At 73.5% G+C, this 17,081-nt stretch carries 14 protein-coding genes, 2 tRNA genes and 1 pseudogene; 8 read left to right on the top strand and 9 right to left on the bottom strand.

Annotated features, from left to right (window positions below; genetic code table 11):
* Window positions 1-96: 96 nt before the first annotated feature.
* The 4 genes from H9624_RS11955 to H9624_RS11940 are packed head-to-tail and all read right to left on the bottom strand — an operon-like array spanning window position 97 to window position 4,277.
* A complete protein-coding gene (locus H9624_RS11955) occupies window positions 97-1,380 on the bottom strand; it encodes an ABC transporter substrate-binding protein (protein WP_251840108.1) in 1,284 nt (427 codons plus the stop codon).
* A 41-nt stretch (window positions 1,381-1,421) separates the two neighbouring features.
* Window positions 1,422-2,249: a carbohydrate ABC transporter permease gene (locus H9624_RS11950; RefSeq protein ID WP_251840107.1), complete on the bottom strand. Its 828-nt coding sequence runs from the start codon at window positions 2,247-2,249 to the stop codon at window positions 1,422-1,424.
* 4 nt (window positions 2,250-2,253) lie between these two features.
* Window positions 2,254-3,228, bottom strand: coding sequence for a carbohydrate ABC transporter permease (locus tag H9624_RS11945; RefSeq protein ID WP_251840106.1), 975 nt, complete (start codon window positions 3,226-3,228; stop codon window positions 2,254-2,256).
* On the bottom strand, window positions 3,225-4,277 hold the full coding sequence (locus H9624_RS11940) for a LacI family DNA-binding transcriptional regulator (RefSeq protein ID WP_251840105.1): 1,053 nt from the start codon (window positions 4,275-4,277) through the stop codon (window positions 3,225-3,227). The genes H9624_RS11945 and H9624_RS11940 overlap by 4 nt, the downstream gene beginning before the upstream one ends.
* A gap of 420 nt (window positions 4,278-4,697) precedes the next feature.
* Here H9624_RS11940 and H9624_RS11930 point away from each other — a divergent pair, with 420 nt between their 5' ends.
* Window positions 4,698-6,293 (top strand): HNH endonuclease signature motif containing protein, encoded by a 1,596-nt coding sequence (locus H9624_RS11930; RefSeq protein WP_286011132.1) that lies wholly within the window; start codon window positions 4,698-4,700, stop codon window positions 6,291-6,293.
* A gap of 35 nt (window positions 6,294-6,328) precedes the next feature.
* Here the strand turns inward: H9624_RS11930 and H9624_RS11925 are convergent, their stop codons facing one another.
* Both H9624_RS11925 and H9624_RS11920 read right to left on the bottom strand, forming a co-directional pair.
* Window positions 6,329-7,825 (bottom strand): AAA family ATPase, encoded by a 1,497-nt coding sequence (locus H9624_RS11925; RefSeq protein WP_251840104.1) that lies wholly within the window; start codon window positions 7,823-7,825, stop codon window positions 6,329-6,331.
* A 165-nt stretch (window positions 7,826-7,990) separates the two neighbouring features.
* Window positions 7,991-8,197 carry a helix-hairpin-helix domain-containing protein gene (locus H9624_RS11920; protein WP_251840103.1) on the bottom strand — a complete coding sequence of 69 codons (207 nt, stop codon included), beginning with the start codon at window positions 8,195-8,197 and terminating at the stop codon, window positions 7,991-7,993.
* A gap of 91 nt (window positions 8,198-8,288) precedes the next feature.
* Between H9624_RS11920 and H9624_RS11915 the strand changes: the two genes are divergently transcribed.
* Entirely contained in the window at window positions 8,289-9,170 is an 882-nt protein-coding gene (locus tag H9624_RS11915; protein WP_251840102.1) for a DUF2268 domain-containing putative Zn-dependent protease, read from the top strand.
* A 4-nt stretch (window positions 9,171-9,174) separates the two neighbouring features.
* Here the strand turns inward: H9624_RS11915 and H9624_RS11910 are convergent, their stop codons facing one another.
* A complete protein-coding gene (locus H9624_RS11910; protein ID WP_251840101.1) occupies window positions 9,175-9,795 on the bottom strand; it encodes an ABC transporter permease in 621 nt (206 codons plus the stop codon).
* Between the two features lie 208 nt (window positions 9,796-10,003).
* Window positions 10,004-10,709: pseudogene (locus tag H9624_RS16625) on the bottom strand (ABC transporter ATP-binding protein).
* A 140-nt stretch (window positions 10,710-10,849) separates the two neighbouring features.
* On the opposite strand from H9624_RS16625, the gene H9624_RS11895 reads away from it, so the two are divergent.
* The 6 genes from H9624_RS11895 (at window position 10,850) to H9624_RS11870 (ending at window position 14,305) form a co-directional block, all read left to right on the top strand.
* Complete coding sequence (locus tag H9624_RS11895) at window positions 10,850-12,070, top strand: sensor histidine kinase (protein WP_251840100.1); 1,221 nt, start codon at window positions 10,850-10,852, stop codon at window positions 12,068-12,070.
* A complete protein-coding gene (locus H9624_RS16950) occupies window positions 12,067-12,717 on the top strand; it encodes a response regulator (protein WP_251840099.1) in 651 nt (216 codons plus the stop codon). Before H9624_RS11895 ends, H9624_RS16950 begins: the two co-directional genes overlap by 4 nt.
* A 40-nt stretch (window positions 12,718-12,757) precedes the next feature.
* The gene (locus tag H9624_RS16945; protein WP_251840098.1) at window positions 12,758-13,594 is read left to right on the top strand and encodes an AraC family transcriptional regulator; all 837 of its coding nucleotides are present in this window, start codon (window positions 12,758-12,760) and stop codon (window positions 13,592-13,594) included.
* A complete protein-coding gene (locus tag H9624_RS11880) occupies window positions 13,591-14,010 on the top strand; it encodes a VOC family protein (RefSeq protein WP_251840097.1) in 420 nt (139 codons plus the stop codon). Before H9624_RS16945 ends, H9624_RS11880 begins: the two co-directional genes overlap by 4 nt.
* A gap of 95 nt (window positions 14,011-14,105) precedes the next feature.
* A tRNA-Gln gene (locus H9624_RS11875) sits at window positions 14,106-14,177 on the top strand.
* A gap of 55 nt (window positions 14,178-14,232) precedes the next feature.
* Window positions 14,233-14,305: transfer RNA gene (locus H9624_RS11870), tRNA-Glu, on the top strand.
* Between the two features lie 244 nt (window positions 14,306-14,549).
* On the opposite strand, the gene H9624_RS11865 is transcribed toward H9624_RS11870, so the two are convergent.
* Window positions 14,550-16,898, bottom strand: coding sequence for a multicopper oxidase family protein (locus H9624_RS11865; protein ID WP_251840096.1), 2,349 nt, complete (start codon window positions 16,896-16,898; stop codon window positions 14,550-14,552).
* Window positions 16,899-17,081 lie beyond the last annotated feature (183 nt).

Below are 17,081 nucleotides of genomic sequence, written 5' to 3'. Positions count from 1 at the left end.
GGCGGGGGGGGGGGGCGGGGGGGCGGGGGGGGGGCGGGGGGGGGGGGGGGGGGGGGGGGGGGCGGCGGGGGGGCCCCCCCCCCCCCCGCGACGGGGTCAGCCGGTGATCTCGGTCCAGCCGTCCTCGAGCTGCGTGCCGAGGCCGGCGGTGTCGATCTCCTGCGCGAGGTAGCGCTGGAAGGCGGGCGTGGCCACGGTGTCCTTCCACTGCGCGTACGCGTCGACGAAGAGGTACGGCGCGGAGACGAGGTGCTGGCCGGAGGAGAGGATGGTCGCCCAGCCGTTCTCGTCACCGAGGTTCTCGGCCATGTACTCCTGGGCGGAGGTCGTCGCCGGGATGAGGGCGTCGGCCTCGTTGAGGGAGGCGAGGTTCTCGGTCTCGGTGAAGAACTCGATGAACTCGGCCGACTCCTCGACGTGCTCGGAGTCGATGTTCACCGAGAGGGTCTGCGGGTTGGCGGCCTGGCCGGCGCCCTGCGGGCCCTCGAGCGGGGGCAGCACGGTCCACTCGAAGCCCTCGGGGGCGTCGGTGGCGATGTTGGCGGCCTGGAAGGAGCCCTGGACCGTCATGGCGATCTGGCCGGCGTAGAAGGAGGCGAGGACCTCGGAGCCGGACTGGGTGAGGGTGACCGGCAGGACCGTCTCGTCCTCGAAGGCCATCGTGTGGACGAGCTCGGGCACGGCCAGCTCGCCCTCACCGATCGTGAGGCTCGCGTCGGTGCCGGTGCCCTCGAAGAAGGTGCCGCCGAAGCCGGGGGCGAAGGACATGAACGCCGCCGTCGGGCTCGCCAGGCCCCAGCCGAGGCCGTAAGTGTCGCCCGCCGTCGTCGCCTGCGCGATCTCGCGCAGCTGCTCCCACGTCATCGTGTCCCCGCTGGGGACCTCGACGCCCGCCTCCTCGAGGAGGGCCGTGTTGGCGAAGACCATGTAGGACTGCAGCTCGGTGGGGTAGGCGATGACCTGGTCGTCGACGGTCACCGAGTCGAGGATGCCCTCGGGGATGTCGGCGCGGCGCTCGTCGGACATGTACTCCGAGAGGTCGGCGAGGTAGCCGTCGCGGGCGAATGGGACGATGCTCGCGGCCTCGTAGTGGATGACGTCGGGGGCGGCGCCGCCGTTGAACTGGGTGATGAGCTTGTCGTAGATGCCGTCCCACCCCGCGGGGACGATCTCGACCTGGACGTCGGCGTTGGCCTCGTTCCACTCCGCGACGATCGACTCCGTCGCCTCGATGGCGGCGGGCTGGTCGGAGAGGGACTGGAAGGTGAGGGTGACGGGACCGTCAGCGCTGGCGCCGTCGTCGTCCCCGCCACCACAGGCGGCGAGGGTGAGCGCGGCGATCGTGAGGCATGCGGCTGTGGAGGCTCCACGGATCTTCATTGGTCGACCTTTCGAGGGGGATGGGGGTGGGGGTCTGGGTGTCAGCCCTTGACGGCGCCGGACATGAGGCCGCCGACGAGCTTTCGCTGCATGATCGAGAAGAAGACGATGCTGGGGATCGCGGCCAGCACGGAGCCGGCCGCCAGCGGGCCGAGCGCCACCTTGCCCTCGCCGCCGATGAACATCTTCAGCGTGATGGGCAGGGTGTAGTTCTCCGGCGACTGCAGGAGGACGAGGGCGAAGAAGAACTCGTTCCACGAGGAGACGAAGGAGAACATCGCGGTCGCGACGACTCCCGGGACGAGCAGCGGGAAGACGATCGAGCGCAGCACCCGCAGGCGGGCGGCGCCGTCCATCGAGCCGGCCTCCTCGAGGTCCACCGGGATGCCCGCGACGTAGCCCTGGAGCATCCACAGCGCGAAGGGCAGCGTGTAGGTCGTGTGGACCAGCGTGAGCCCGACGAGGCTGTCGGTGAGGCCGAGCGTCCGCAGGATGAGGAAGAGCGGCAGGATGATGAGGATGACGGGGAAGACCTGGCTCACGAGGATCCAGCCGATCCCGGCCATGCGGACCTTGCCCTTGAGGCGGGCCAGGACGTACGCCGTCGGCATCGCGATGACGACGACGAGCAGCGTGGAGACGAGGGCGACGGCGGCGCTGTTCGCGGCGGACCGCACCAGTCCCTGCCGGGCGAGGGCCTCGGAGTAGTTCTCCCAGTGCCACTCGTTCGGCAGCAGGCTGATCGAGAGCGAGTTGAGCTCGCCCGAGGACTTGAACGAGGCCGAGATGAGCCACAGGAGCGGGAAGCCCAGGAAGACGATGTAGGCGACGAGCGCCGCGTACTGGGCGGGGCGGATCAGGGTGCGCATCGGCTCAGCCCTTCCTCTCGGTGCTGTCCTCGCGGAACTGGGACCACAGGTAGACGGCGAGGAGGATGACGACGACGACGACGAGGACGACGCCCATCGCGGCGGCGTATCCGATGTTGCGGTTCTTGAACGCCTCGAGATAGGTGAAGAGCATCGGCAGCATCGTCCGGCCGCCAGGGCCGCCCTCGGTGAGGACGTAGACCAGCGAGAACGAGTTGAAGTTCCAGATGAAGTTCAGCGACGTGATCGAGGTGACGATCGGGCGCAGCGAGGGCCAGGTGACGGCGGTGAAGCGGCGCCACGCGGACGCCCCGTCCATCGAGGCGGCCTCGTGGAGCTCCTCGGGGATCTGCTGGAGCCCGGCGAGGAGGGTGACGGTGGTCTGCGGCATGCCGACCCACACGCCGACGACGATGACGGCGGGCAGCGCGGTGGAGAAGTCCGCCAGCCAGTTGATGTCGTCCGGCAGGCCCATGCCGCCGAGGACCGCGTTGAGCGGCCCCGCGTTGGGCGAGTAGATCATCTGCCACATGATCGCCACGACGACGGGCGGCATCGCCCAGGGGATGAGGGCGAGGACGCGGGTGAGGCCCTGCATCCGCAGCCCCGAGTTGAGGAGCAGCGCCAGGCCGAGCGCGGCGAGGAGCTGGAGGAGGGTGACCGAGACGGCCCACACCATGCCGATGCGGAAGGAGTCCCAGAAGAAGGAGTTGTCGAGCAGCCGGGCGAAGTTCTCGGTGCCGACGAAGGTGTACTCCGGGTTGCGCACGAGGCGCGCGTCGGTGAAGGCGAGCGCGACGCCGATGATGAGCGGCGCGACGCTGAGCACGAGGATCGGGATCAGCGAGGGGATGACGAGCGCGGCGGCCTCGCGGCGCCGGGCCCGCTCGAGCCCGCTGCGGCGGCGGGGTGAGCCGCGGCTGGGCCGCGGCGCGGGGGCGTCCGGCCGCGCTCCTGCGGCGAGCATCGGTGCCGTCATGCGTCCTCCTTGCGTGGTGCGGGGGATGGGGTGGGGGCGGACACGGACGACTCCCGCACGATGAGCTCGGGGCCGACGGTGAGGTACCGGCCCCGCTCCTCGCCGTCGTCGACGAGGCCGAGCACGAGCTCGGCGGCGAGGTGGCCACGGCGACCCGAGCCGAGCGAGACGCTCGTGAGGCTGGGCTGGAAGACGCGGCCGATGTCGGTGTCGTCCATGCCGGTGACGGCGAGGTCGCCGGGCACGGTGAGTCCACGCTCGCCGGCGGCGCGGATGGCACCGATGGCGAGGAGGTCGTTGGCGGCGACGACGGCGTCGAGGGGAGTCCCGGCGTCGTCGGCGCGGTCGAGGAGGCGGTGGGCGGCGGCGAGGCCGGCGGTGACGGTGAAGTCGTCGGCCACCTCGGTGCCGCCGTCCGCGAAGGCCGCGGCGCGGGTGGCGGCCGCGAAGCCGCGCTGCCGGGCCTCACCCGGGGTGGTGTCGAGGGGACCGTTGAGGAAGCCGATCCGGCGGCGGCCGACGGCGACGAGGTGGTCGACCGCCTGCGCGATGCCGCCGGCGGAGTCGGTGGAGACGGAGTCGATGCCGTGGGCGGCCAGGGAGCGGCCGATGACGACGACCGGGACGGCAGCCTCCTCGACGGCGGTGACGAAGGCGTCGTCCACGCGCAGCGGGCTGATGATCATGCCGTCGACGAAGCCGCCCTCGAGGCTGTGGACGAGGTCGATGGTCGAGGCGACCGTGTCCCCGGTGGACATGACGACGACCCGGTAGCCGTGGGGAGCGAGGACCGCGTGGATCGCGGCGAGCATCTCGATGTAGACGGGGTTGCCGATGTCGGCGACGGCGAAGGCGACCTGGGAGGTGCGCTTCATCCGCAGGGACCGGCCCGTCTCGTGGGGGCGGTAGCCGAGCTCCTCGGCGGCGGCGCGCACGCGCTCGACCATCGCGGGGCTGGCGCCGGTGCCGTGGAGGGCGCGGGAGGTGGAGGCGAGGGAGACCCCGGCGTGGCGGGCGACCTGGATCAGCGTCGCGCGTGGTGACGTCACTGTCGCCCTCCTTCGTCGTTGAGTGGTGGTTCTGTGCCCCGTGGCGGAAACGTTTCCAGCGCGGTGTGTGAGCGGGTTGGAATCGTTTCCGGGGGTGGCCGAGATCTTGGCACCGGGCGGGTGTGGCTGTCAACACGTACGGGGCCGGACCGATGTCAGTGGTCGGATCTACCGGGGGGAAGAGGACGACACCGCTGGAGGTGGGTTCGATGACAGCACGCGGGGCGCTCGCGGACGGTGCCGTCGCGGTGGGCGCCGGTGGCCGCTCCTGTTCCCGGGCCCGGCTCGGGGCGATGTCAGTGGTCGGTTCTACCGTGGCGGGAAGAGGTTCCCAGCGGGGAGGTGAGCGCGATGGTCGCGAGGACGCCAGCTGATGCGCCGCTGGGCTGGGAGACCGGAACGGATGGGGAGGAGCGCCGCATGGCGCCCTCCGCCACGGCCACGGCCACGGCCACGGCCACGGCGACGTCCACCGCCACCGCCACCGCCGCTGCCGATCGCGGCGTCACCGCCACCGCCGCTGCCGATCGCGGCGCCACGGCCACCGCCACGCTGCTGGCACCGGTTGCCGCCCTGGCGAGCATCACCGACACCCTCAGCGACCTCACCACCGTCCCCTGGCACGACCTCCCCGGTCAGGCCACCCACGACGCGCTCGACGAGATCGAGCGCACCACCCGGCACCTCGCGGCCCTGCGCGCCCAGGTGCTCACCGTCGTCGACGCCAACGGCCTCTGGGCGCTGCAGGGCTCACGCACCTTCAGCGCCTGGTTGCGGCAGCGCACCGGCTCCACCGCGGCAGGCGCCTCTCGTGAGGTCCGGGAGTCACGGGCGTTGCGCGACCACCTGCCGCTCACCCGGGCTGCACTCGCCGCGGGGCGCATCGGTCCCGACCACGTCGCCGTGCTCGTCCGGGAGGCCGTCCGCACCCGGGAGCTGCGCACCCAGCTCACCGACGCGGACCTGGGGGAGGCCTTCCTCGTCGAGCAGGCGTCGGCGATGGACGCAGGGACCTTCACGCAGCTCGTCCGGGCCTGGACCGTCAGGGTGGACCCGGAGGGCGCGGACCGGGCATGGCGCGAGGCCGGGAGCAAGGAGGAGCTCACGCTCTCCCGCACCACCGACGGCTTCCACCTCCGCGGCTGGCTGGACGAGGTCGCCGGCCAGATCGTCGGCACCGCGCTGCAGGCCCACGCGGGCCGCAAGGGCAAGGGCGACGAGCGCACCCCGGCGCAGCGCCGCGCCGCCGCGCTCGTCTCCCTGGCCAGCCAGTCCTTGGACGCCGGGATCCAGGGGGCCGCGGCACGGATCCGGCCCCACCTCACCGTCACCACCACGCTCGAGACCCTGCGGGCCCTCGCCGCGGCCATGGGGTCGGCCATCCCGCGGGTCGGCCCCGACGGGCGTCCCTACGCCCCGGGCGCCACCTTCGGCCCCTCGAGCCAGGCCGCACTCACCGCGACCGGTGGCCCGCGCGACCCCGAGGCACCCGCACCGGAGGGCGAGGTCCCGCTCTTCACCGCCTCGGAGGAGACCCGCCGCTGGCTCGAGCGGTGGGAGTCCGGTGACGACCACGTCATCTCCACGGCGATCGACTACGAGCAGGTCCGTGGCCTCGAGCCGCCCACCCTCGAGGACGGCACCCCGATCCCACCCGCGGTGCTGGCCCGGCTCGCCTGCGAGTCCCAGATCTCCCGGGTGGTCTTCGGGGCCGTCTCCACCATCCTCGACGCCGGCCGGGAGAAGCGGATCTACCCCGCCAACCAGGTCCGGGCCATCATCGCGAGGGACAAGCACTGCCAGTACCCCGGCTGCGACGAGCCCCCGGGCTTCGGGGAGGTCCACCACTCGCTGTGGTGGGCCCAGCACCTCGGAGGCACCGACGTCGAGCACGGAGTACTCCTGTGCTGGCACCACCACGACTGGGTCCACGCCCACGAGGTCACCATCACCCGGTCCGAGGGCCGGTGGTGGTTCCGCGACCGCCACGGCTGGCTCATCACCGCCGACCCGTAACCGGGGGCCGAGGGGACAGGTGTGCCCTCGGCCGGTCAGTCCTCCCGCGTGGCGTTCCCGGAGCCGCCGAGCACCACCCGCGTCATCGCGTTGCGGGTGTCGAGCAGCTCGGAGAGCGCGGCGTCGAGGTCCTCGGCCGAGACGGCCAGGGCCCCGTCACCCGCACTGCGCTCCGCCGCGAACAGTGCCGCCCGCCTGAGCAGCTCCTTGACGAAGGACGCCGTGACCCCCTCGGTGCGCTCCACCACGGAGTCGAGGTTGGACCGGTCCAGGACGAGCGTCCCGGCGTAGAGCTCGAACAGCCGTCGCCGGGCCTCGCCGTCGGGAAGCGGGAGCTCCACCGCCTGGTCCACGCGGCCCGGCCGAGCGGCGAGCGCCGGCTCCAGCAGGTCCGCCCGGTTGGTGGTGAGCACGAAGACGACGTCGGCGTCCTCGGCCAGGCCGTCCATCTCCCCGAGGAGCTGGAAAAGCAGGGGGTGGGCACCGGAGTGCAGGTCCCGGTCCTCGGCGATGAGGTCGACGTCCTCCACGACGACCATCGCCGGCTGCAGCGCCCGCGCCACCGAGCACGCCTCGCTGATGAGGGACAGGGCGCCACCGGTCAGCTGGATGACCGTCGTGCCGGTGAGGCTGCTGATGAGGTGTCGCACGGTGTGCGTCTTGCCCACTCCGGGCGGCCCGTACAGGAGCAGCCCACGCTTGAGGTGCTGGCCGGCGGACAGCAGCCGCTCCTTGTGCCGAGCCACCTCGACGACCTGCCGCCGGATGGCCTCGGCGGCCGCAGCCGGCAGGATGACGTCCTCCGTCCCCACGGCAGGGCGCTCGTGGAACTGGAGCAGGGTGCCGCCGTGCCCGAAGATCTCGTGGTCGAAGGACAGCACCTGACCGCGGAAGACGTTGTGCGTCGTCGCGAGGTCCTGGATGTCGCGGGCCGCAGCCGCCACCGTCGCGGCGTCCGGACCGGTGATCTCGACCGTCACCGTGGTGAGGCCCGACTCCGGGTCTGCCCCGCGCAGCAGCACGGCCAGCGGGCTCCCGTCGTCGTCCACGAGGTACAGCCCGCACCGCACGCAGGACGCGACCTGCCCGCCCGGCCCGCTGGGCAGGTTGACTCGCGAGACGTTCCCCGGCCGCGGGCCGAAGGGGTCGTGCGCGCCGCCGATCCCCTCGAGCAGCTCCGCGAGGCCGAACTGCCGGTGCTGGTAGCCGACGATGCCGACGAGGCGGTGGCTGCGGTGGTCCGCGGCGAGCCAGGCGTCCAGACCGGCCTGCACGTTGACGTGCTCGTAGGCGGGCCGGCCCTCCTCGACGACGTCGAGCTCCTCCACCGGGGCGGCGAGGTGCGCGTGCAGCAGGCTCGAGAGCGTCTCGCGCTCCTCCGCGCGCGCGACGCCGACCAGGCCGCGGGTCGCGCGCCGCGCGAGCCGGCCGACGTCGGCGAGCTCGAGCCGCCCGTCACGGCCGCCGGGCACCCCGCCGTCGTCGTGCAGGGGCGTGCCGTAGGCCGTCCAGCCGAATGATGCGCTCGGCATCGTGCTCCTCACGGTCGAGTCGTCAGTGACCCGGTCATCCTCGCGCACGCCCGGTCCGTGCACCCGCGGTTCGTGACCCGGCATCCTCGCGCATGCCCGGTCCGTGCACCCACGGTTCGCCACCCGAGCCTCACCGCCGGCGGGCCCGGGGCGGCCCGCGGACCGCTACGGCGCCAGGTCGCGCCCCTGCGCGGCCAGCGCCTCGCGCAGCAGCCGGACCGCGCGGGGCCCCACGCCGTGAAGCGCGAGGAGCTCGCGCTCCGACATGGCGGCCACCTGGTCGAGCGAGGTCACGCCGTGCTCGCGCAGGGCGTTGGTGGCCGGCCGGCCGATCGACGGCAGGTCGGGGACGGGCGCGTCGTCGCTGCTCATCGCCCCATGGTCCTCGTCGCGCGGCCGCGGCGGAAGAGCCTGTCGAAAACCGTTGACCCTCCCGCGACGTGAGGCCCTAGCGTCACCGACCATGACCTTCACCGTCCTCGACAGCCACGCCGCCATGAGGCGGGCCCTCACCGCACCGGTCGCCGACCGTGCCGACCTCGCGCGCCCGCTGCTCGACCGGGCCGCCGGCATGTACCGGTACTTCCCGGGCGAGGTCGACGTCGTCGAGATGCACCACCTCGGCAACGGCTTTCGCCTCGACCGGGACGACGAGCGTTACCTCCCGGCCCTCGACCGCCTGGCCGACGCCGACGTGTGGGCACGCACCGGCAGCGCCCTCGACCACGCGCTCGCCGTCCAGCTCGCCGCCACCCCCGGCATCACCGTGCCGGACGAGATCGTCGTCCTCCTCGTCCTCGGCAACCCGGACGACGAGCTCTTCATGGGCGCCGGCCGCGGCATGAGCGCCAACGGCAGCGTCACCGGCTACCTCTGGGTCAACATCTGGCCGTCCGACGAGGTCCTCGCCCAGGTCGAGGCCATCGCCGTCCACGAGCTCCACCACAACCTCCGCTACGCCAACCGGGTGTGGGACCCGGCGACGGTGACGGTCGGCGAGCACGTCGTCTCCGAGGGCCTGGCCGACGCCTTCGCCCGCCAGCTCTACGGTGACCTCGGCTACGCGCTCGTCGGCCGCGCCGTGCTGGACGACGACGCCGCCGTCGCCAAGGTCCTCACCGGCCTCGACGTCACGGGCATGGAGAACTTCACCGCCTGGGTGCTCGGCGACGCACACGCCGCCCGCTTCGGCGGGGAGCCGGTGGGGCTGCCCACCGGCGCCGGGTACGCGGCGGGCAACCGCCTCGTCGACGCCTACCTCGCCGCGACCGGGCAGACCGCCGCCGAGGCGCTCCTCGCCGACCGCCAGGACGTCATCGCCACCGCCCTGGCGGCGGGCGTCTGAGCGTTCACCCCCTCCGCGTCACCGCCTCGCGGCGCGCGGCCCACACGGTGACGGCACCGAGCAGCAGCGCCGTCCCGACCACCGCCGCGAGGTGCACCCACACCGGCTCCAGGGCCCGGCCGGACCAGAACGCGACGTCCTCCGCCGGCATGACCGTGCGGTAGGCGAGCTGGCCGAAGTGGTAGGTCGGCAGCCACTGCGCGACCCGGCCGACGACGTCGGGCAGCTCGCCGAGCGGGAAGAGGAAGCCGGAGGCGAAGCTCAACGGCAGGAAGACGAGGTTGGCGATGACGGTCGCCGCGCGGGGCCGCGCGAGGTAGGCAATGGCGAAGCCCAGCGTGCTGAAGAGGAGCACCCCGCTCGTGAGGGTGGCACCGAGCGTGAGCCACTGCGCCGCCGTCAGCCGTACGCCACCGAGGGTGGCGGCCACGGCGGACATCACCACGACGATCGCCACCGCGTGGACGACGGCGCTCGCCGCCTTGCCGGTGAGGTGCACCCACACGGGGAAGGGGGTGGCGGCGAGGGTGCGCGGCCAGCCGCGGCCGCGCTCCTTGGCCACGTCCTCCCCGAAGGTGAAGATGGCGAGGGAGACGACGCCGTAGCAGCCGAACGACACGAGCATGGCCAGCCCGACCGCGTCCCTCCGGGCAGCACGCTACCGGCGTCGGGCAGGCCGAACATGGCGTAGAGGATGACCGGCACGGCGACGGCCCCGACCGCGAACTCCGCGCTGCGCAGGGACGAGCGCAGCTGGACGACCGAGTGGTACCCGAGCAGCCGCGCGGTGCGGGCGGCCGAGCGGCCGGTGGGGTGGTGGACAGCGGTGGCGGTCATCGCCAGGCTCCTTCGGGGGTGGTGGTGGACTCCTCGGTGAGGGCGAGGAACACGTCCTCGAGGTGGGCGTCGCCGCTGAGGAGCTCGCGTGGCGGCGCGTCGACGAGGACCCGTCCCGCCGCCACGACGACGACGCGGTCGGCGACAGCCTCGGCCTCGGGGAGGTCGTGGGTGGCGAAGAGGATGGTCGCCCCCTCGGCGACGCACGCGCGGGCGAGGCGCCAGAACGCGCGCCGGGAGGCGACGTCCATGGCGGCCGTCGGCTCGTCGAGGAGGAGCAGCTCCGGCGCCCCGACGAGCGCCATCGCGAGCAGCAGCCGCTGACGCTCCCCGCCGGAGAGCGTGGTGACGGTGCGCCCCGCCCGGTCGGTCAGCGCGGTGCGCTCGAGCACGTCGCCCACGGGCCGCGGGTCGGGGTAGGCACGGGCCATGAGCCCGACGAGCTCACCGACGGTCACCTGCTCGGGCAGCCCGGCGGACTGGAGCATCGCGCCGACCCGCGGCCGGAAGCGTGCCCGGTGGGTGGCCGAGCACCGAGACGCTGCCGGACGTGGGTCGGACCAGGCCGAGGAGCAGCTCGAAGATCGTCGTCTTGCCCGCACCGTTGGGTCCGAGGAGCGCGACGACCTCCCCGCGGTGGACGGCAAGGTCCACGCCGTCCACCGCCCGCGTGGCGCCGTAGTGCTTGTGGACGTCTGTCATGAGAACGGTCATGGTGGCCTCCTTGTGCCACCTCCGACGCTAGGAGGGGGCCGGGGGTCGGCGGTGGTGCCGGAAGGCCTGACCTCGAGCAGTGACTTCCGGCACCCCCGGCCGGTGTCGCGCAGGCCTACCATCGGGGTGTGACCTACGCCACGGACGCGCGGTTGAGTGCGGTGACCGGGCTCTCGGCGGCGCTCGTGGCCGGCGGGGCGGCGCTCGTGTCGGCGGCGACGGGCGGCTGGCAGCCCGAGCCGGCGCTCGCGGCCGCGTGGGGCCTGGCCTTCACGGGCTACGTCGTCGTCTTCGTCCTCCACGCCGAGGTTCTCGTCCCGCGCCCGCTGCTCCCCGACCAGGTGGCGGCCGTCCTCCTCCTCGTCGCGGGCCTCGCCGTGTGGTTCCTCGCCCCGGACATCAACTGGATGGCCACGCTCTTCGTCATCACGGCCGCGTCCTGGGCCTCCGTCGTGCCGACGCGCGCCGTCGTCGCCGTCGTCGCGGTGCAGTCGGCAGCCGTGGCGGCGGGCATGGTCCTCATCGGGGCCGACGGCGCGGGCGTCGTCGGGGCGACCGGCGCCTTCGCCTCCTTCCAGGCCTTCGCCGTCGTCGTCGTCGGCAGCGCGGAGCGGGAGAGTGCTGCGCGCGCGGTCAGCGACCGCGCCCACGCCGAGCTGCGCGCCGCACACGAGGAGCTCCGCAGCACCCACGCCGAGCTGCGCGCCGCCACCGCCCTGCTGTCGGCCGCGAGCCGGGACGCCGAACGTCTGCGCATCGCCCGCGACCTCCACGACGGCGTCGGTCACCAGCTCACCGCGCTCGCCCTCGAGCTCGAGATCGCCGGCCACCGCGCCACCGGTGACGGCGCGCCGCACGTCGCGCGTGCCCGCGAGATCGCCAAGGACCTCCTCGGGGAGGTGCGCGCGACGGTCAGCGCCCTGCGTGACGAGCCGCAGCGGCTCGAGCAGACCCTGCGCGAGCTCCTCGGACGCCTCCCCGGCGTCCAGGTCCACCTCGCCGTCGACGTCCCCGAGCCGCCCGACCAGGAGGCGGCCCTCGTCCTCGTCCGGGCCGCGCAGGAGGTCGCGACCAACACCCTGCGGCACGCCGCCGCCGACCGCCTCGACGTCGTCGTCTCGCAGGACGACGACGGCGCCCTCACCCTGCGTGCGCACGACGACGGCCGCGGGGTGCCCGCCGTCGTCCCCGGGCACGGGCTGCAGGGGATGGCGGAGCGGGTGCGGGCGGTCGGTGGGCACGTCGCCGTCGACTCGGCGCCCGGCGCGGGCTTCTCGGTGACCGTCCACCTGCCCGCCCGCGCACGCGACCACGGGGCGGTCGGGGTGCGGGAGGAGGTGGTGACGTGATCCGGGTGGCCGTGGTCGACGACCAGACCCTCGTGCGGCAGGGCATCATCGGGCTCCTCACGCTGAGTGACGCCGTCACGGTGTGCGGGGAGGGCGCCGACGGCGACGACGCCCTCGCCCTCGTCGCGGCCGGTGGCATCGACGTCCTCCTCCTCGACCTGCGGATGCCGCGCCGCGACGGCATCGCCGTCCTCGAGGAGCTCGGCGAGCGAGGGCTGTCCCTGCCCGTCCTCGTCCTCACGACCTTCGACGACGACGACCTCGTCCTGCGGGCGCTGCGCGCCGGTGCACGCGGCTACCTCCTCAAGGACGTCACCCTCGACCAGCTCGTCGCCGCGATCACGCTGCTGGCCGCAGGCGGCACCCTGCTCCAGCCGGGGCTCACGGACCGTCTCTTCCGCGCCGCCCAGCGGGACCGGCCCGTCGTCGCGGGACTCGACCGGCCCGAGCCGCTCACGCCGCGCGAGCTCGACGTCCTGCGCCTGGTCGCCGCCGGGTACTCCAACGCCGAGATCTCCGGGGCGCTCCACCTCGCCCCGGGCACGGTGAAGAACTACCTCTCGGCCGTCTTCGTCAAGCTCGGGGTGCGCGACCGGACCCGGGCGGTGCTCCGCGCCCTCGACCTCGGGCTCCTCGAGACGGCCTGAGCCCTTGGCCCCCGGCACCGTGCGGGGGGACGATGGAGGCGTGTCCGCGCTCGTGCCGCACACCGTCCCCGCACCGCTGCGGCCCCTCGTCGCGACGGCGGTGGGCTACCGGGCCCCGGCCTACCCGGCGAGGGTCCACCGGGGGCTGCCCTCCCGCCACCTCACGCTCGTCGTCGAGCTCCTCGGCCCCCTCACCGTGCGCGGCCTGGGGGAGACGGTCAGCGCCCACGGGGTCGTCGGCGGGCTTCACACGGTGCCCGCGCTCATCGACGCGAGCCGCCCCCAGGAGGGCGTGCAGTACGCGCTCGGCCCGCTCGGTGCCCGCCTCCTCCTCGGGATCCCCGCGGGGGAGCTGCGGGACCACGCCGTCGGCCTGGAGGAGGTCCTCGGGCCCGAGGCCGCGCGGCTCGTCGAGCGGATGGCCGCCACGCCGCACTGGCCCGCCCGCTTCCGGCTCCTCGACGAGGCCCTGCTCCGCCGGCTGGCCGGCTCCAGGTGGGGGACGGGGTGGGCGGGACCGGCGGAGGTCGGTGAGGCGTGGCGGCTCATCCTCGCGAGCGAGGGCCGCCTGCCCGTCGTCGACGTCGCCGCTGCGGTCGGCTGGGGTCGCCGCCACCTCGGGGAGCAGCTCCGCCGTGCGACGGGGCTCACCCCGAAGGAGGCGGCTCGGGTGGCCCGCTTCGAGCACGCCCAGCGGCTGCTCCGCGCCCGCCGGGCACTGGCGGACGTCGCCGTCGAGGCCGGCTACGCGGACCAGGCACACCTCGCCCGCGAGTGGCGGGCCCTCACGGGGGCGAGCATGACGACCTGGCTGCGCGAGGAGCTCCCATTCGTCCAAGACGCGGCCGGTCCCGGGGGCGCACGATCGGTGTCATGAGCACCGACGAGAACACCCTGCCCGCCCCCGCCCCCTCCGTGTGGCCGAGCGTCGGCTTCACCGACGTCGACGCCGGGGTCCGCGTCCTCACCGAGGTCCTCGGCTTCGTCGTCACCGCCCTCTACCGCGACGACGACGGCACCGTCGCCCACGCCGAGGCCCGCTGGCCCGACGGCGGCGGCGTCATGTTCGGGAGCCGTGGCAAGCCGGGGGACTGGGGAGCCCTCGGACCGACGGGTGTGTACGTCGTCGCCGCCGAGGCCGCCACCGTCGACGCCGCCTGGGCCCGGGCCCGGGGCGACGCTGACCTCGAGGTGACCGAGGCCCTCCACGACACCGACTACGGCTCCCACACCTTCGGCGTGCGCGACCGGGACGGGAACCTCTGGAGCGTCGGCACCTACCGCGGGGTGTGACCACGCCCACCGCTCGCTGCTTTGATCCTCGCCCGCGGAGCAGGGTAGTGTTACCGCCCGGTAGGACGTTCGCAGCAGCGGGCGGAATACCCCCATGGGGTATGGTGTAATTGGCAGCACGACTGGTTCTGGTCCAGTTAGTCTAGGTTCGAGTCCTGGTACCCCAGCGGTTTGAGTGAGGCGGAGAGATCCGGTAAACTCAGCCAGGTTGAAAATGCTAGAGGCCCCGTCGTCTAGCGGCCTAGGACACCGCCCTCTCAAGGCGGCGGCGCCGGTTCGAATCCGGTCGGGGCTACACGAGAAAGGCCCCCATCCCGAGTGGATGGGGGCCTTTCGCATGTCCCGGAACGTGATTTCGCGCAGAAGTGTGGCGAGCGACACGTCACCGCGACGGTCGGCGGACGGGCACCTCGGCCGGCCCGAACACGGCCGGCGGCCGCTCCCCGGTGCCGCCTCCGCCCGTCGGCGGGTGTCGCGTCCGTCACACGCCCGCTCGCGGACGGGCCCGGCCCCTGCGGAGCCGGACCCGTCGGTGGGCGTCAGTGGTGCTCGTGACCCGTCCCGGGCAGCTCCGTCGGCGGCTCGGTGCCCGGCTCGACGACGACGAACTGGCCCATGAGCCCGAAGTCCTCGTGGCGCAGGAGGTGGCAGTGGTACATGTACGGCACCTCCGGGTTCGCGTAGTGCTCGAAGCGCATGATGAGGCGGTACTCGTGGCCCGGCTCGGTGTAGATCGTGTCCTTGCGCCCCGAGAGCTCCGGCGGCGGGGGAGCGCCGTCGACGGAGAGCACCTCGAACTGGACGTCGTGGATGTGGAAGTTGTGCGGCATCGGGTCGTCGTTGCGCACCTCCCACACCTCGGTCGTCCCGACGGTGACGACCTCGTCGATGCGGTTCATGTCCATCCGCTGGCCGTTGAGCGCGAGGTTCTTCATGACGAAGCGGCGCGTCGTCGTGGCGTCGGCCTCGTCGAGTCGCTCCTCGTCGGACAGCTGGGCGGCGACGACGGCGGACGGCGCGAGCTCGTCGGCCGCCTCGAGACGCAGGACGTCGAGCGTGTCGAGCGCACCGTAGCCCTCCGGGTCGGCGATCTCACCGAGCCGCTGCGGGTAGGAGCGCAGCATCGTCGCCGTGCCGGGCTCCATCTCGACGACGATCTCCGCCCGCTCACCGGGTGAGAGCTGGATGCGGTTCGTCTCGTGCGGCGCGCTCAGCAGGCCGCCGTCGGAGGCGACGAGCTGGAAGGAGCGGTCGTCGTCGAAGCCGAAGTTGTAGCTGCGCAGCGTCGAGCCGTTGAGCAGCCGCAGCCGCACCCGCTCGGTCGTCACCTCCTGGACCGCACCGATGGTGCCGTTGACCATGAGCACCTCGCCCATGACGCCGCTGGGCACCCCGTTCTCCTGGGCGAGGGTGAGCTGGCCGTCCGCGGTGAAGGACTTGTCCTGGACGATGACGGGAATGTCGTCCACGCCGTACTCGGCGGGCAGGCCGGCGGCGTCCGCGCCGTCGTCGTCGAGGATGAACATGCCCGACATGCCGAGGTAGACGTGCTTCTCGGTCCGCCCGTGCGGGTGGGGGTGGTACCAGAGCGTCGCGGCGGGCTGGTCGACGAGCCAGGTGGGCCGCCACGTGCCGCCGGCCTCGACCTCCTGGTGCGGTCCGCCGTCCATCTCCGGCGGCAGGTGCATCCCGTGCCAGTGCACGCTCGTGGACTCCCCGAGCGTGTTGGTCACCTCGACGGCCACCTGCTCACCGCGCCTCGCGCGCAGGGTGGGGCCGAGGAAGTCGCCGTTGAAGCCCCAGGTCTCGGTCTCCACGCCCTCCCGGAAGGACGTCGTCCCGGCCTGCGCGGTGAGCTGGAAGACCCGGGTGCCGTCCTCGTCGACGACCGAGTCGGCGAGCGGCGGGATCGCCAGCGCCTGGTCGAAGGTCGGCTCGGGCTGCTCGGGGTCGACCGGGTCGGTCGGACCGTCCGGGTCGCCCGGCACGACGACGGGACCGCCCGGCCCGCCCGGGACCACCGGCCCGGCCGGCGAGCCCGAGGTGCGCCGCACGGCCAGGGAGTCGGTGCCGTCGCCGTCCCAGTCGCCCACGAGGGTGACGTCGCCCGGCCGCCCGAAGGCCACGCTGCGGTCCGCAGGACCGTTCCGGAACCGGTGGGCCAGGTGGTAGCGCGCCCCGCGACGAACGGCGAGCGCGTCCTCGCCCGAGCCGTCCCAGTCGCCCACGTACACGTCGTCGGCGCCGCGTCCGTAGCAGACGACGGCGTCGGCGGGGCCGGACCGCATCGTCGTGTTGATGAAGTAGTGCGCGCCGCGACGGACGGCGAGGGCGTCGACGCCGTCACCGTCCCAGTCCCCGACGACGACGGTGTCGGACGCGCGCCCGAAGCGCAGCACCCGGTCCGCCGGCCCCGAGCTGATCGAGTCCTTGAGGAAGTACTCCGCGCCGCGGCGTACCGCGAGGGTGTCCGTCCCGTCGCCGTCCCAGTCGCCCACGAGGAGCTCGTCGCCGGGCCGCCCGTAGGTCACGACGGCGTCCGCGCGCCCGCCGGCGAGCGAGTTGGAGACGTGGATCGCGTTGCCGCGGCGGACAGCGAGGGTGTCGGTGCCGTCGCCGTCCCAGTCGCCCACGAGGACCTCGTCACCGGGCCGCCCGTAGGTGAGGACCTGCGCGGTACGGCGCAGGCCGTTGTCGGCCAGGTGGAAGGTGTTGCCCGGCACCGTCGGTGCAGCCGTGGGTACGGCTGCGGTGAGCGCCGACGCCGCCGGGGCGGTCGTGACGGTCGCCGGTGGGGTGAGCGCGTGGGCGGGGACGGCCGCGACGGACGGGGCGGTGAGCGCGAGGGCAGCGCTCAGCGTCAGCGCGGACCGGAGGGAGGAACGCATCGGTGCGAGACCTTTCACCTGTGGAGGACAGGGGTGCGGCGGAGGGACCGCAGGCACGCCGCGCGGTCCGTTCCGCGCAGGTGCTCGCAGACGATCATGGCGTATCCACGCCCTTTTGTGAACCTGTAGCCCAAAAACGGGCATATCGATGCGAGAAGCGGGGCCCCGCGGGGGGGGGGGCGG

The organism is Oceanitalea stevensii, from assembly GCF_014837105.1.
Classification (GTDB): Bacteria; Actinomycetota; Actinomycetes; order Actinomycetales; family Actinomycetaceae; genus Oceanitalea; species Oceanitalea stevensii.
This window is presented reverse-complemented; position numbering and strand designations above follow the sequence as displayed.